We start from the raw sequence: 13129 nt of genomic DNA on the forward strand, positions 1-13129 counted from the left end.
TGTTTCCTCGTGATTTTGAAAGGGGGGCGGAGGAAGGAACGCGATGCTCAGGCCAGCAGGGCTTTTTCCAGTTGCAGCAGGGTGCGTTTGGTTTCCACACCATCAAGGCCGGAGTAACCGCCAAGGCTGCCGTGGCTGCCGAGGATACGGTGGCAGGGAATGATGATCGGGATCGGGTTTCGTCCGCAGGCCAGACCGACGGCGCGGGGGCTCGTGCCCAACTGGTTTGCCACTCCGCCATAGGTCAGGGTCTGACCGTAGGGAATCGCAGACATCACCTCCCACACTTTTTTCTGGAATGCGGTGCCGGGGGGAGACAGGGGGAGATCAAAGACGGTCAGTTTCCGGTCGAAATAGGCATCGACCTGATCGCGGGCTTCTGTCAGCAGCGGGGTCTCTTCATTCCCCATCCCCCAGCCCCAGTCCAGTGACAGGATGGCACCGTCCTCTTCCGTCAGGGTCAGGGCGCCAAGCGGGCTGTTGAAGGAAAGCTGTGGCATGAAGGGGACGTCCTTTCTGATAAAAGGCGGCGATCCAGCGGACCGGGCAACAGAGATGGGGTGGATATGATTTCCAGCCTAGAGGCTTTTTCGTCTGCCGACAATCTGATGTCCTGTTACCCCCAGAGACGCAGGGGCCTGAAAGAAGGCGGCCGGAGGGGGGGAGAGGGCACTCGAGGCGGATATCCGGTTGACGGTTGCCACTGTTTCAGCCCTGCCTTACCTTGAGTGAGTTGCCTGATATGGGATTGTCCGGGGATCTGGCCCGGTCAGACGCAGGCGTTGCGTCCGGAGATGTCCGATGAAAATTTCTGTCGATATTGATTGCACCCCTGAAGAAGCCCGGGACTTTCTGGGATTGCCGGACGTCAAGCCGATGCAGGACGCGATGATGAACGAGATCCAGAAGCAGATGACCGCCAATCTGCAGGCGATGGATCCAGAAACCCTGTTCAAGACCTGGCTTCCGGCGCAAGTGCAGGGGCTGGAGCAGATGCAGAAGTTTTTCTGGTCGCAGTTTACCAAGGGGGGCGGATCCAAGGGATCTGTCTGACGAAAGCCTGCTCCGCGATTTTGATGAAAGGGACACGTTGTGTCGGATACCACTGATCTTTTTTATACCGCTCATGTTTTTCTCTGTACCAACGAACGACCGGAAGGCCACCCCCGGGGATCCTGTGCTGCACATGGCTCAGTGAAGCTGCGCGATTATATGAAGGCCCGGGCTAAGGAATTCGGGCTCAATGATCAGCGGATCCGAACTCAGCAGGCTGGGTGCCTTGATCGCTGTGAACTGGGGCCGGTGATGGTGATCTATCCTGAAGGGGTATGGTATGCACCCCGCACGAAAGAGGATATCGACGAGATTCTGCTGACCCATCTGCGTGACGGAAAGCGGGTCGAGCGTCTGATGCTTCTGCCGACCGATACGGAACGGGCGGCTTTTGAAGCCCGGCAGGCCGCGTCTGCGTGATGAGCCGCCCGGAAACAATTTTTGCCCTGGCGACGGCGCCCGGGCGGGCCGGGGTTGCGGTTATCCGTATTTCCGGCCCACAGGCCGGGGCGGCACTGCAGGCCCTGTGCGGGAAGCTGCCGAAACCCCGGCAGGCCGCGCGGGTCCGGTTTTGTGATCCGCTGGGGGGGCAGCCCCTTGATGACGGTCTGGCCCTGTGGTTTCCCGCTCCCGGCAGTTTTACCGGAGAAGATGTTGCCGAATTGCAGGGGCATGGCGGTAAGGCTGTTATCGACAGTCTGCTGTCAGCCCTGTGTACCCTTCCGGGGTTGCGTCCGGCTGAACCGGGGGAGTTCACCCGCCGCGCCTTTGAGAACGGGAAGCTGGATCTGACGCAGGCCGAAGGACTGGCCGATCTGATCAATGCAGAGACCGAAGCCCAGCACCGGCAGGCCCTGCGACAGATGGACGGGGCTTTGGCCCGTCTGTTTGACGGGTGGCGATCTGATCTGATCCGGCATCTGGCCCATCTGGAAGCCTTCATTGATTTTCCGGATGAGCCGATTCCCGATCATCTGGATCAGGCTGTCCGCGCAGGAATTTCGGCTCTGGCCGGGGCAATGAGTGCCCATCTTGCAGACGGGCACCGTGGGGAGCGGATCCGGGACGGATTGTATATAGCGGTCGTCGGTGCCCCCAATGCCGGGAAGTCCAGTCTGGTGAATGCCTTGGCCCGGCGTGAGGCGGCGATTGTCTCGGCTGCGGCGGGAACCACCCGGGATGTGATCGAGGTCCATCTCGACCTCGGTGGATATCCGGTCATTCTGGCTGACACTGCCGGGCTGCGGGAGGCGGCGGAAGAGGTCGAGGCGGAAGGGATCCGGCGGGCCTTACAGCGGGCCGAAAATGCCGATCTACGGCTGGCGGTCTTTGATGCCGGTCTGGCACCCGGGTGGGATCAGACAACGCTGGCCCTGATCGACGACCGGACGGAAGTGATCCTGAATAAAACGGAGACCACGTCTCTGCCGGAGGATCTCCGGATTGCCGGGCGGAGACCGCATCGGATCTCCGCTGCCGGAGGTCAGGGGATGGCCGGTCTTCTGGCGGCCCTGACAGATCGGGTGCGATCCCTGCTCGAAACACAGGGGGCTCCGGCGCTGACCCGTCAGCGGCATCGTGTCGCTCTGGAGGAGTGCGTGGAGAGCCTGCAGCGGAGTCTGACTGCCCCGGATCTGGAGCTGATGGCCGAAGATCTGCGTCTGGCAGCGCGGGCTTTGGGGCGGATCACCGGGCGGGTTGAGGTGGATGATCTGCTGGATGTGATCTTCCGCGATTTCTGTATCGGGAAATGACGTCGTTTAGGGCGTCCTGAAATCCCCTGTTTCCCTCATGGGCACAGACACGGCACCGTCCCTCGGTTCTTGAACCGGGGGGCGGATCGGCGTATGTCTAGGGTCGATTGTGGACCTCAGTCCTGATCCCTCCGGATCAGGCGTTGCTTGGTCCGATTTTCTGACAGGATGCCGTTTGTGGGATCCGTGCCACCCGGAGGCGGGGCAGGGCGCGGGCCGCAGCGCATGCGAAGCCCGGGTGAAATGGGATGAACGACTCCTTTGACGTGATTGTGGTCGGCGGTGGCCATGCCGGTACCGAAGCGGCTGCTGCTGCTGCCCGCATGGGGGCGAAGACCCTGCTGTTGACCCACAAGCTGGAAACGGTTGGGGAGATGTCCTGCAATCCGGCCATTGGCGGATTGGCGAAAGGGCATCTGGTGCGTGAAATTGACGCACTGGATGGGGTTATGGCCCGGGCAATTGACCGTGGCGGAATCCAGTTCCGTATGCTCAATCAGAGCAAGGGGCCTGCCGTGCGCGGGCCACGGGCGCAGGCAGACCGCAAGCTGTACCGTCAGGCGGTACAGGATATTCTGCGGGAAACGGAAAACCTGACGCAATGGGCGGCAGCGGTCGAAGATCTGATTCTGGCTGATGATAACCGCGTGATTGGGGTCAAGACCGCTGACGGCCGTTCCATCGGGGCCGGAGCTGTGGTGCTGACCACCGGCACCTTTCTGCGTGGCCTCATCCATCTGGGGGAGCAGACCTGGCCGGCTGGCCGGATTGATGAAGCCCCGGCTCTGGGCCTGTCGGTAACGCTGGAGCGTTTGGCCCTGCGTCTGGGCCGCCTGAAGACCGGAACCCCGGCCCGTCTGGACGGGCGGACTATTGACTGGGCTGGTCTTGAGATGCAGCCGGGGGATGATCCGCCGCAGCCGTTTTCATTCCTGACCGATCGGATCACCACCCCGCAGATTGCCTGTGGGATCACCTATACTACCGACCAGACGCACCAGATCATCCGCGATAATATTCATCGGTCTCCGATGTACTCCGGCCAGATCCAGAGTGTCGGGCCGCGCTATTGCCCGTCTGTGGAAGACAAGATTGTCCGCTTTGCGGATAAAGAACGGCATCAGGTTTTTCTGGAGCCGGAAGGTCTGGATGATCCGACGGTTTATCCGAATGGGATTTCGACCAGTCTGCCTGCCGAGGTACAGGATGCATTGATCCATTCGATCCCGGGATTGGAGCAGGTGGTCATCCTGCGTCCCGGCTATGCCATTGAGTATGACTTTGTCGATCCGCGTGAACTGCGGCCCTCCCTTGAGGTGCAGAAGGCCCCCGGACTGTTTCTGGCCGGGCAGATTAACGGAACAACCGGATACGAAGAAGCCGGGGCTCAGGGGTTGGTTGCCGGTGTCAATGCCGCCCTTCTGGCATCGGGCGCGGATCGGGATGATGCGTTTGTCCCGGATCGGGCGGATGGCTATCTCGGGGTGATGATTGATGATCTGGTGACCTTGGGGACGCAGGAGCCGTATCGGATGTTCACCAGCCGGGCGGAGTATCGCTTGCTGCTGCGGGCTGACAATGCCGATCTGCGGCTGACCCCGATGGGTATGGAAGCCGGTGTGATTAGCAACGCCCGGGCTGCCGCTTTTGTGGCAAAGCGGGAGGCTCTGGATGAAGCCCGTGCCCGGATGCAGGCCCTGACCGCAACCCCGAAGGAACTGGCGGCTGCTGGGCTGCATGTCAATCAGGATGGGGTCCGGCGGTCGGCACTTGATCTGTTCAGCTATCAGACAGTGACATGGCAGACCCTGAACACCCTGTGGCCGGAACTGATGGAGATTCCTCCTGCCGTTGCCGAGCAGCTGGAAATTGAAGGGCGGTATGCGGGCTACCTTAACCGCCAGACTACGGATATTGCCGCCTATCGGAAGGATGAAGGCCTGAGCCTGCCTGATGATCTGGACTATGCGACGGTTGGCAGCCTGTCAGCTGAAATTCGTCTGAAGCTGACCAATGCCCGCCCGGCGACGCTGGGGGCTGCGGCACGGATCCCCGGTATGACCCCGGCGGCCCTGACAGCCTTGCTGGGGCATGTGAAGAAGATGAAGAAATCTGCCGCGTAAGCCTTGGCCTTTCCGGCCATAGTCTATTATAAGGGGTGCTGTGTTCCGGCATGGAGCACAGCCCCTTTTTTGTTTCACGTGAAACAGACCGAACCTCATTGTGACTGCACCGATGACATCAGAGGCCTTTCAGGCCCAAACCACTGTTTCACGTGAAACAGTGGATCGTTTGACCGCTTATGCCGATCTGCTGTGCAAATGGCAGCCGAAAATCAACCTCGTCGGACCTTCGACGATGGGGGATGTGTGGCGTCGGCATTTTCTGGATTCTGCTCAGCTGTGGCCTCTGCTTCCGGCTGGGGCAAAGACCCTGATTGACTTTGGCAGTGGAGCAGGGTTCCCCGGTCTGGTGCTGGCCATCATGGGGGTGCCTGACGTCCATCTGGTCGAATCAGACCAAAGAAAATGCGCCTTTATGCGTGAGGCTGCGCGGGCTGCCGGTGTGTCAGTGACAATCCACAATAAAAGAATCGAGGCGATTACTGCCTTTCCGGTTGATGTGGTTTCGTCGCGCGCTTTGGCGGCTTTGCCTCAGCTTCTTGAATTTGCGGCCCCTTTTCTTGCACCGCACACGGTTTGCCTGTTCCCCAAAGGGCAAAATGTTGAGGCGGAGTTGACCGACCTTAACAAAATATGGACACTGCGCATGGACCGTCAGCCCAGCCTGACGGATGCCGACGCGACCATTCTGCGACTGAGCGAGGTTCGCCGTGAGCAACCAGCAGACAACGTCTAACGCTGCCCCGGTGTCGTCTTACGGCCCGAAGATCATCGCCATCGCCAACCAGAAGGGGGGGGTCGGTAAAACCACCACCGCCATTAATCTGGGAACAGCGATGGCAGCGGTGAAAAAAAGGGTCCTGATCATTGATATGGATCCGCAGGGCAATGCCTCGACGGGTCTGGGCGTTGAACGGTCAAAGCGCCGGATCAACAGCTATGCCCTGTTGACCGGAGAGGCCCGGGTGCAGGAGGCGATCTCTGATACCACGGTGCCGGGCCTGCAGTTGATTTCGTCCGGCGTTGATCTCGCCGGGGCTGAGTTGGAGCTGGTGGACGTCGAAAAGCGCGAATATCGCCTGCGCTCAGCCCTGCAGGGTCGCCTTGATGCTTATGATTATGTTCTGATTGATTGCCCCCCGGCATTAGGGCTGCTGACCCTGAACGCACTGGTCGCCGCTGATGAGGTGATGGTGCCGTTGCAGTGTGAGTTTTTTGCCCTTGAGGGGATTTCGCATCTGATCAAGACCATTGAGCGGGTGCGGCGCAGCTTTAACCCCCGTCTGGAAATTCAGGGGATCGTGCTGACCATGTATGACCGGCGGAACAATCTGTCGGGATTGGTCGAAAGCGATGTCCGGGGCTATTTTGGCGCTAAAGTCTTTGAGACGGTGATCCCGCGGAATGTCCGCATTTCCGAGGCCCCTTCCCATGGGAAGCCGGTCTTGCTCTATGATTTTAAATCTGCCGGGGCTCAGGCCTATGTGCATCTGGCAGGCGAGGTGTTGAAACGTGATCGTCGGGAGGCTCGCACCTAAATGGAAGATCGGCGTAAGCGGGGTGTTCTCGGGCGCGGGCTGTCAGCCCTGTTGGGGGATGAAGGTGACGTTGCCTTCAGCACTGGCGGGGACGGGGGCGCTGATAACCGGGGGACGGTTATGGTGCCGGTGGAGTTCCTGCAGTCTGGCCGGTTTCAGCCCCGGACGCAGTTTGATCAGGAAGCTCTGAATGACCTCGCGGACAGTATCCGTGAAAAGGGTATCATTCAGCCGATTTTGGTCCGGATTCTGCCTGAAGATTCCAACCGTTACGAAATCATCGCCGGTGAACGGCGGTGGCGGGCAGCACAGATTGCCCAGCGTCATACTGTACCGGTGATCATCCGGGATTTTTCCGACCGTGATGCTGCCGAAGTGGCGTTGGTGGAAAACCTGCAGCGCCGCGACCTGTCCCCCTTGGAAGAAGCGGAAGGGTATCGTCGTCTTCAGGAAGAATTCCAGCATACCCAGGACGATCTTTCTAAAGCTGTTGGCAAAAGCCGCAGCCATGTTGCCAACATGATTCGCCTTCTGGCGTTGCCGGACCCGGTTAAAGAGATGATGCGGGGCGGCAGTTTGACGGCCGGGCATGCCCGCGCCTTGTTGAACGCAGACGATCCGGCAACTCTTGCGACGCAGGTGGTGAAAAAAGGCCTTAACGTTCGCCAGACTGAGAAGCTGGCAACAGAAAAGGGCGGGGTGAAAGCCCGGAAGGTCCGCCCGGAAACGGAGAAGACCGAGAAACCATCGGTGTCCGTTTCCAAAGATACCGACACCCTTGCCCTGGAACGGGATCTTGCCCGAATTCTTGGTCTTAAGGTGAATATCGAGTTCGAAGGCCGTGGTGGCCGGGTCGTTATTCATTATTCTACGCTGGAGCAGCTCGACGACATTCTGTATCGGCTGAATAACCCAACGGACAATGCCGCTGACCGCCGTCGTACGGACGCGACACCGGTGATTGAGGAGGACGCTGACGACCTTGCGGATCAGGCTTTTGCGGCACTCTTTACAGCGAAAGCCCCTGCTGTTGTCGATGAGCCATCCGTTGAAGATGTGAAAGCAGCGGACCTTTTGGCCAATGATACCTTCGAGGAAGAGATCGATAAGGATTTCGGTGTCCTCGAAGACGATGACTTTGAAGACTTTGATTTTGATGAGGTCGAAAAAGAGTCTGCGGAGCGGCTGAATGCGGCTTCTGTTTTTGCGGCGTCAGAAGATGGTCTCGAGCAGAGCGACCCTGAGACCACTGTGTTGAGTGTAACCGTTGACAGCCTGCTGGAGGACTTTCTGCGTCATGATCGCGCAGGCGGGGATGGTGAGGCAAAGAGCCAGACGTCAGAAGACGATTTGAAATCCTCTTAAAGAGACAGTGTATTTTTGACAGTCGCTGTCTTTTCCAACTCAAAGGGCCCCGTGATGGGGCCCTTTGTTTATGCTGATCAAGGCTGAAAACAAAGCCAGCTTTTCGAAGGGTATGGGTCAGGTACTGCGGCGGCTGGCCCGTGCGGCATTGGCGATGCTAAGGAAGGCGCGGGACGTCAGTTCCTGCTCCGGCATCCCCGTTGTTTTACAGTCCATTTCTGCATGCAGCAGAATATCCAGTGCGGTCATCGCCCGGGCAGGGCCCCAGAGACGTAACTGGGCAACAAAGCGGGGCTTGGTCTTGAAGAAGACCGGGGGCTTGAGCAGTCCGAGAGCTGAGTCCTGCGTATGGCCGTGGCTTAGGGCGCTGCCCGCCAGATGCAGCCGCTGAAAATGGCGCGAGGCGGCGCGCAGGATTGGCACCGGATTTGTTCCTTCGGCGAACATTCGGTCCAGAAGCCTCTGGGCCGTCGCCGAGTCGCCCTCTGCGGCCGCCAGGATCAGATCATCCAGCGCCAGCGCGGACATGTCACCGATGCAGGCCATGGCATCATCCAGTGACACCGGGCGAGTCTGCCTGTCGGTGATCCCCATATAAGTGACCAGCTTTTCCAATTCCTGCCGGGTCACGGCCCGGTCACCACCCAGATTTGCGGTCAGATAGTCGAGAACCTCTTTGTCAGCACTCAGTCCGGCGCCTGCAAGAGTGCGGCTAATGACTGAGGTCAGCGCCGCATCATCATCTGCGTAGCAGGGGACTGCTGCGGCGTGAGTGTGTGTTTCAAACAGTTTGCGAAGCGTTGATTTGGCGGCGAGATCATCAGCCTGCACCACAATCAACGCGTCACCGACCGGGGCGTTCAAGAATGTCTCGAAAGACTTGGCGAGGGAATCGCCCGCGTCCCGTATTTTCAACACCCGCCGCCCGCCCGTCAGGGCCATGGCAGCGGCTTCATCAGCCAGTAACGCTGGGTCTTTGGCGACTGTGGCCCCGTTGAGATCGGCGACCCGGAAAGGATCTGACAGATCAGCAACCACTGTTTTCATCAGGGTGGTGACCCGCTCACGGATCAAACCGTCATCCGGTCCATAGATCAGAACAGCCCGGATCTTGGCGTCCGGACGGGCACAGAAAGAGTCGGCGCGGTCAGCGCTGATCTTCATGGGCGGGTGCCAGTTGTCAGGGGAGTAGGGTTCGGATTCTGTTTTAGAAAGATTGCTACAGAATCTGTGATCTGATTGGCAAGTTGTTCAATGCCGCGTTCACGGGCGTCCCGCGCTGCCATTTCAACAGAAAAATGGTCCGGCGTGATGTTGTAGGCTGTAACGACGCTGTCGGGTCTCCGCCAGATCGTTTTACCCCCCATTTCAAGGGTGCTGATCGCTCGTAAGGTGAGTGTTTCCCGGGTGTTGGTCGCATCTTTGCGGAAGGCAGAGGCAACTTTATCTTCCGAAAGCTCGACCACCAGACGAAAACGCTTCTGGACCCTGTTGCCCGCACCCTGCTCAAAGCGCCGTTCAAGAGCATTGCGCAGCATCTGTCCGGAGCGGTCTTCAATAATGGCAACATCAACAGCCGCAAGAGCTGTCTTGAGGCCGTCGCCATTGTTCGAGCGCGCGTACATCGGCTGAAAGCCGCAGCCTGCCACGACCGAAGCCGTGGCAAGCGTGCAGCCCAGAAGAGCGGTGCGGAGCAGGCTGTGTTTAGACCACCACATTGACGATTTTGCCCGGGACGATGATGATTTTGCGGACCGGCTGACCGGCGATCTGGGCCTGTACGGTTTCCAGAGCCAGCGCTGCGGCTTCGATTTCGGCGGTTTCAGCAGTCTTTGCAACCTCGATGGTGCCGCGCAGTTTACCCTTCACCTGAACGGCAAGAGTCACGCTGTCTTCCACCAGCAGAGCCGGATCATAGGATGGCCATGCGGTATCCGTCAGCAGGCTGGCATTCCCCAGTTCCGCCCACAGCTCTTCGGCCAGATGCGGCATCATCGGGGCGCTGATACGGATCAGGGTCTCGATACCGAAGCGGTAGGCGGCAGAGGCTGCTTCGTCTGTCTGTTCCAGTGCGCCGACGGCATTAGCCAGCTCGCGGATGCGGGCAACTGCAGTGTTGAAGCGCAGCTTTTCCAGATCCTCGGTGATGGCGGCGATGGTCTTGTGCGCCATCCGCACCACTTTACCGGCGGCGGAGGCCGAGTCGGTCGGAATGGTCGCCTCGGTGGGCTGAATCTCCCCAGCCATCCGCCACAGACGGTTGATGAAGCGCCATGCCCCTTCGATTCCGCTGTCGGTCCAGTCCAGATCCCGTTCCGGTGGGCTGTCAGACAGCATGAACAAGCGGGCCGCGTCGGCACCATAGGCATCAAAGATCTTGTCAGGGTCGACGACATTCTTCTTTGATTTGGACATCTTGATCGAGCGGCCAACGGTGACCGGAGTCTGGTCGGCGGATCGGATCCAGAGGCCCGAATCGGTCTTTTCGATTTCTGCCGGGTCCAGCCACTTCCCGTCTTCGCTCTGATACGTCTCGTGGCAGATCATGCCCTGGGTGAACAGACCGTCGAACGGTTCCTTCACGTCAAGATAGCCACATTCCTTCAGGGCACGGGTAAAGAAGCGGGAATACAGCAGGTGCAGCACCGCATGTTCCACGCCACCAATGTACTGGTCAACCGGCAGCCAGTAATCAACCGCAGCCCGGTCAAACGCCACGTCGGGGTTTTTCGGGGCGCAGAAGCGGGCGAAGTACCAGGACGACTCGAAGAAAGTATCGAAGGTGTCGGTTTCCCGGCGCGCGGCCTTACCACAGCATGGGCAGGTGGTGTTTTTCCAGGTCGGATGGCGCTCCAGCGGATTGCCCGGCTTGTCGAAGGTGACATCGTCGGGCAGCTGCACCGGCAGATCCTGTTCCGGCACCGGCACCACACCGCAGTCTTCGCAGTGAATCACCGGAATCGGGCAGCCCCAGTACCGCTGGCGGGAAACGCCCCAGTCGCGCAGACGGTACTGCACGGTACCATGGCCTTTTGCCAGCGACTCCACCTGACGGATGGCCACAGACTTGGCTTCAGTCTGGCTCAGGCCGTTCAGGAAGTCGGAGTTGATGGCAACCCCATCTTCCGAATAGGCGGTGTCAGAGGCTTCAAGGGCCGCCACGAACGCAGCGGTGTCTTCCCCCTTGGGGGCAACAACGGCTTTCACCGGCAGGCCATATTTCCGGGCGAAATCCATATCGCGCTGGTCGTGCGCCGGGCAGCCGAACACCGCCCCGGTGCCGTAATCCATCAGCACGAAGTTGGCGACATAGACCGGCACGGTCCAGTCAGGATTGAACGGGTGGCGTACCCGCAAACCAGTGTCAAAGCCCTTCTTTTCCGCAGTCTCAATCGCCTCTTCCGAGGTCCCGAGGCGGTCGCATTCGGCAATGAACTCGGTCAGCGCGGCATTGCCCGCAGCCAGTTCGGCAGTCAGCGGATGGTGCGGTGACAGGGCCAGGAACGAGGCCCCGAACAGAGTATCCGGGCGGGTAGTGAAGACTTCGACGGAGCCATCACGGTCCACCAGATCCCAATGGACACGGGCCCCTTCCGAGCGGCCGATCCAGTTGGACTGCATGGTACGGACCTTTTCCGGCCACCGCTCCAGCCCTTTGATGGCTTCCAGCAGATCATCGGCATAGGCGGTGATCTTCAGGAACCACTGATTCAGCTTGCGCCGTTCAACCAGTGCCCCGGTCCGCCAGCCTCGCCCGTCGATCACCTGCTCATTGGCCAGAACGGTGTTATCGACCGGATCCCAGTTGACCCACGACTCCTTGCGGTAGGCCAGGCCGGCCTTCAGGAAGTCGAGGAACATCTTTTGCTCGTGCCGGTAATACTCGGGGGCGCAGGTGGCAATTTCCCGCGACCAGTCAATCGACAGACCCATCGGCTTAAACTGGGCGCGCATGGTGTCGATGTTCTGGTAGGTCCAGGTACCGGGGTGGGCGCCACGCTCAATCGCGGCATTTTCCGCCGGCAGGCCAAAGGCATCCCAGCCCATCGGGTGCAGCACGTTAAAGCCCTGCGCCCGCTTAAAGCGGGCAACCACATCCCCTAGCGTATAATTGCGGACATGGCCCATGTGGATGCGCCCCGACGGATAGGGGAACATTTCCAGCACATAATATTTGGGGCGGGAGGTGTCTTCGGTCACCTCGAAGCAGCGGGCCTGTTCCCAGGCTGCCTGCCACTTCTGTTCGGTTGCCTTGACGTTGTAACGATCCTCGCGGGCCATGATGACACTTCACCTGAAACATGGGCCGTAGCAGGCCACCATCGATGGTCTGTTGCGGCAGAGAGACAGAAAACGGGGCGGGGGAAATCCCTCAGCGCGCCCCGGCGGAAAGGAAAGGGCAGGCGGACGCCTTACTTCGAGACGGCGACGCGCAGCTGGCGGGCCCGGGTCAGAATGGCGTTCTCCATTTCAGTCGCCGTCCCGGCGCTGACCGGGGTATCCGCCCAGCGGCCGCTGGAGGGATCAACAGCCTGACGGAACACCGAGACCTTCACACCGTCAGAGCGCAGGGCCCGGCCCAGAATAAAGACGTTGACCTTGAACCGTTCCTGCGGGGTTTCCGGTGTGGAATACCAGTCGGTGATAATGACGCCACCAAAGGGGTCAGCGGATGACAGCGGCATGAAGGAAATGGTGTCAAGGGCGGCGCGCCACAGGAAGGCATTGACGTTGACGCCGTTACCGCTGCCGCCGTCCTGTTCCTGATTTTTCTCGCCACCGAGAATATTCATCCCGCCTTTGCCGAAGACCGATCCGGATCCGCCTTCACCGCCGCGGGTCCATCGACCGTCGGAATTCTTTTCATAGGGGCGGGTGTCGGCATCGGCGCCGGCACATCCTGACAGGGCCAGAACCACGGCTGTCAGGCCGCCCAGCAGGGCCAGCGAACGACGGCGGGACCGTTGAGAGGGGGCAGTGGCAGACCGGGGAGTGTCCATTTTCGTCATCGCGATCGGTAACCTTAAGGCAAGCGGGACACCGGAAGATCTGCCAGAGAGGTCATCATAGGGACCGGCAGAAAGTGGCCCGGCAAACTTTTGGAGTCGGCCTTCCCGCAGGCGGGAGATTCGGCGCGGTACTCTATATATCAGTCCTGCCCCGGCATGGGGAAGGGGGTGTGCCATGCCGGGGGCGGCATTTTCCACCGGGGCAGGCCGCTGAGTGTTTAGAAAGAGTTAATAGAAGGGGGTAGATCTGTTGCACGGAAAACACACTGTGGGCAAATTGGCACAAC

The 13129-nt window shown here is 59.8% G+C and carries 12 protein-coding genes; 7 read left to right on the forward strand and 5 right to left on the reverse strand.

Annotated elements, in window-relative coordinates:
* Positions 1-47: 47 nt before the first annotated feature.
* Complete coding sequence (locus G365_RS0108610) at positions 48-500, reverse strand: methylated-DNA--[protein]-cysteine S-methyltransferase (RefSeq protein ID WP_019645113.1); 453 nt, start codon at positions 498-500, stop codon at positions 48-50.
* Between the two features lie 301 nt (positions 501-801).
* On the opposite strand from G365_RS0108610, the gene G365_RS0108615 reads away from it, so the two are divergent.
* The 7 genes from G365_RS0108615 to G365_RS20860 all read left to right on the forward strand — a co-directional run bounded on the left by G365_RS0108615 (position 802) and on the right by G365_RS20860 (position 7833).
* On the forward strand, positions 802-1053 hold the full coding sequence (locus tag G365_RS0108615) for a DUF6489 family protein (protein WP_019645114.1): 252 nt from the start codon (positions 802-804) through the stop codon (positions 1051-1053).
* A 39-nt stretch (positions 1054-1092) separates the two neighbouring features.
* Positions 1093-1473: a (2Fe-2S) ferredoxin domain-containing protein gene (locus G365_RS0108620; RefSeq protein WP_019645115.1), complete on the forward strand. Its 381-nt coding sequence runs from the start codon at positions 1093-1095 to the stop codon at positions 1471-1473.
* A complete protein-coding gene (gene mnmE, locus G365_RS0108625; protein ID WP_019645116.1) occupies positions 1473-2807 on the forward strand; it encodes a tRNA uridine-5-carboxymethylaminomethyl(34) synthesis GTPase MnmE in 1335 nt (444 codons plus the stop codon). Before G365_RS0108620 ends, mnmE begins: the two co-directional genes overlap by 1 nt.
* Before the next feature lie 248 nt (positions 2808-3055).
* A complete protein-coding gene (gene mnmG, locus G365_RS0108630) occupies positions 3056-4930 on the forward strand; it encodes a tRNA uridine-5-carboxymethylaminomethyl(34) synthesis enzyme MnmG (protein ID WP_019645117.1) in 1875 nt (624 codons plus the stop codon).
* A 112-nt stretch (positions 4931-5042) separates the two neighbouring features.
* Positions 5043-5666 carry a 16S rRNA (guanine(527)-N(7))-methyltransferase RsmG gene (rsmG, locus tag G365_RS0108635; protein WP_019645118.1) on the forward strand — a complete coding sequence of 208 codons (624 nt, stop codon included), beginning with the start codon at positions 5043-5045 and terminating at the stop codon, positions 5664-5666.
* Positions 5641-6468, forward strand: a complete 828-nt coding sequence (locus G365_RS0108640; protein ID WP_051089862.1) for a ParA family protein — start codon at positions 5641-5643, stop codon at positions 6466-6468. The genes rsmG and G365_RS0108640 overlap by 26 nt, the downstream gene beginning before the upstream one ends.
* A 120-nt stretch (positions 6469-6588) precedes the next feature.
* Positions 6589-7833: a ParB/RepB/Spo0J family partition protein gene (locus G365_RS20860; RefSeq protein WP_245554720.1), complete on the forward strand. Its 1245-nt coding sequence runs from the start codon at positions 6589-6591 to the stop codon at positions 7831-7833.
* Between the two features lie 117 nt (positions 7834-7950).
* Here the strand turns inward: G365_RS20860 and holA are convergent, their stop codons facing one another.
* From holA to G365_RS0108665, 4 genes are all read right to left on the reverse strand, one after another.
* Entirely contained in the window at positions 7951-8997 is a 1047-nt protein-coding gene (holA, locus tag G365_RS0108650) for a DNA polymerase III subunit delta (protein WP_019645121.1), read from the reverse strand.
* A complete protein-coding gene (gene lptE, locus G365_RS22850; RefSeq protein ID WP_019645122.1) occupies positions 8994-9551 on the reverse strand; it encodes an LPS assembly lipoprotein LptE in 558 nt (185 codons plus the stop codon). Before lptE ends, holA begins: the two co-directional genes overlap by 4 nt.
* Entirely contained in the window at positions 9538-12114 is a 2577-nt protein-coding gene (gene leuS, locus G365_RS0108660) for a leucine--tRNA ligase (RefSeq protein ID WP_019645123.1), read from the reverse strand. Before leuS ends, lptE begins: the two co-directional genes overlap by 14 nt.
* 131 nt (positions 12115-12245) lie before the next feature.
* On the reverse strand, positions 12246-12842 hold the full coding sequence (locus G365_RS0108665) for a DUF3576 domain-containing protein (protein ID WP_019645124.1): 597 nt from the start codon (positions 12840-12842) through the stop codon (positions 12246-12248).
* Positions 12843-13129: the final 287 nt, after the last annotated feature.

Source organism: Novispirillum itersonii subsp. itersonii ATCC 12639, from assembly GCF_000381985.1.
GTDB lineage: Bacteria > Pseudomonadota > Alphaproteobacteria > Rhodospirillales > Rhodospirillaceae > Novispirillum > Novispirillum itersonii.

Excerpts from the sequence above, each read along its gene's own strand:
- G365_RS0108615 (WP_019645114.1), top strand. The coding sequence starts at position 802 with ATGAAAATTTCTGTCGATATTGATTGCACCCCTGAAGAAGCCCGGGAC.
- mnmG (WP_019645117.1), top strand. The coding sequence starts at position 3,056 with ATGAACGACTCCTTTGACGTGATTGTGGTCGGCGGTGGCCATGCCGGT.
- rsmG (WP_019645118.1), top strand. The coding sequence starts at position 5,043 with ATGACATCAGAGGCCTTTCAGGCCCAAACCACTGTTTCACGTGAAACA.
- mnmE (WP_019645116.1), top strand. The coding sequence starts at position 1,473 with ATGAGCCGCCCGGAAACAATTTTTGCCCTGGCGACGGCGCCCGGGCGG.
- holA (WP_019645121.1), bottom strand. The coding sequence starts at position 8,997 with ATGAAGATCAGCGCTGACCGCGCCGACTCTTTCTGTGCCCGTCCGGAC.
- G365_RS0108665 (WP_019645124.1), bottom strand. The coding sequence starts at position 12,842 with ATGACGAAAATGGACACTCCCCGGTCTGCCACTGCCCCCTCTCAACGG.
- leuS (WP_019645123.1), bottom strand. The coding sequence starts at position 12,114 with ATGGCCCGCGAGGATCGTTACAACGTCAAGGCAACCGAACAGAAGTGG.
- lptE (WP_019645122.1), bottom strand. The coding sequence starts at position 9,551 with ATGTGGTGGTCTAAACACAGCCTGCTCCGCACCGCTCTTCTGGGCTGC.
- G365_RS20860 (WP_245554720.1), top strand. The coding sequence starts at position 6,589 with ATGGTGCCGGTGGAGTTCCTGCAGTCTGGCCGGTTTCAGCCCCGGACG.
- G365_RS0108610 (WP_019645113.1), bottom strand. The coding sequence starts at position 500 with ATGCCACAGCTTTCCTTCAACAGCCCGCTTGGCGCCCTGACCCTGACG.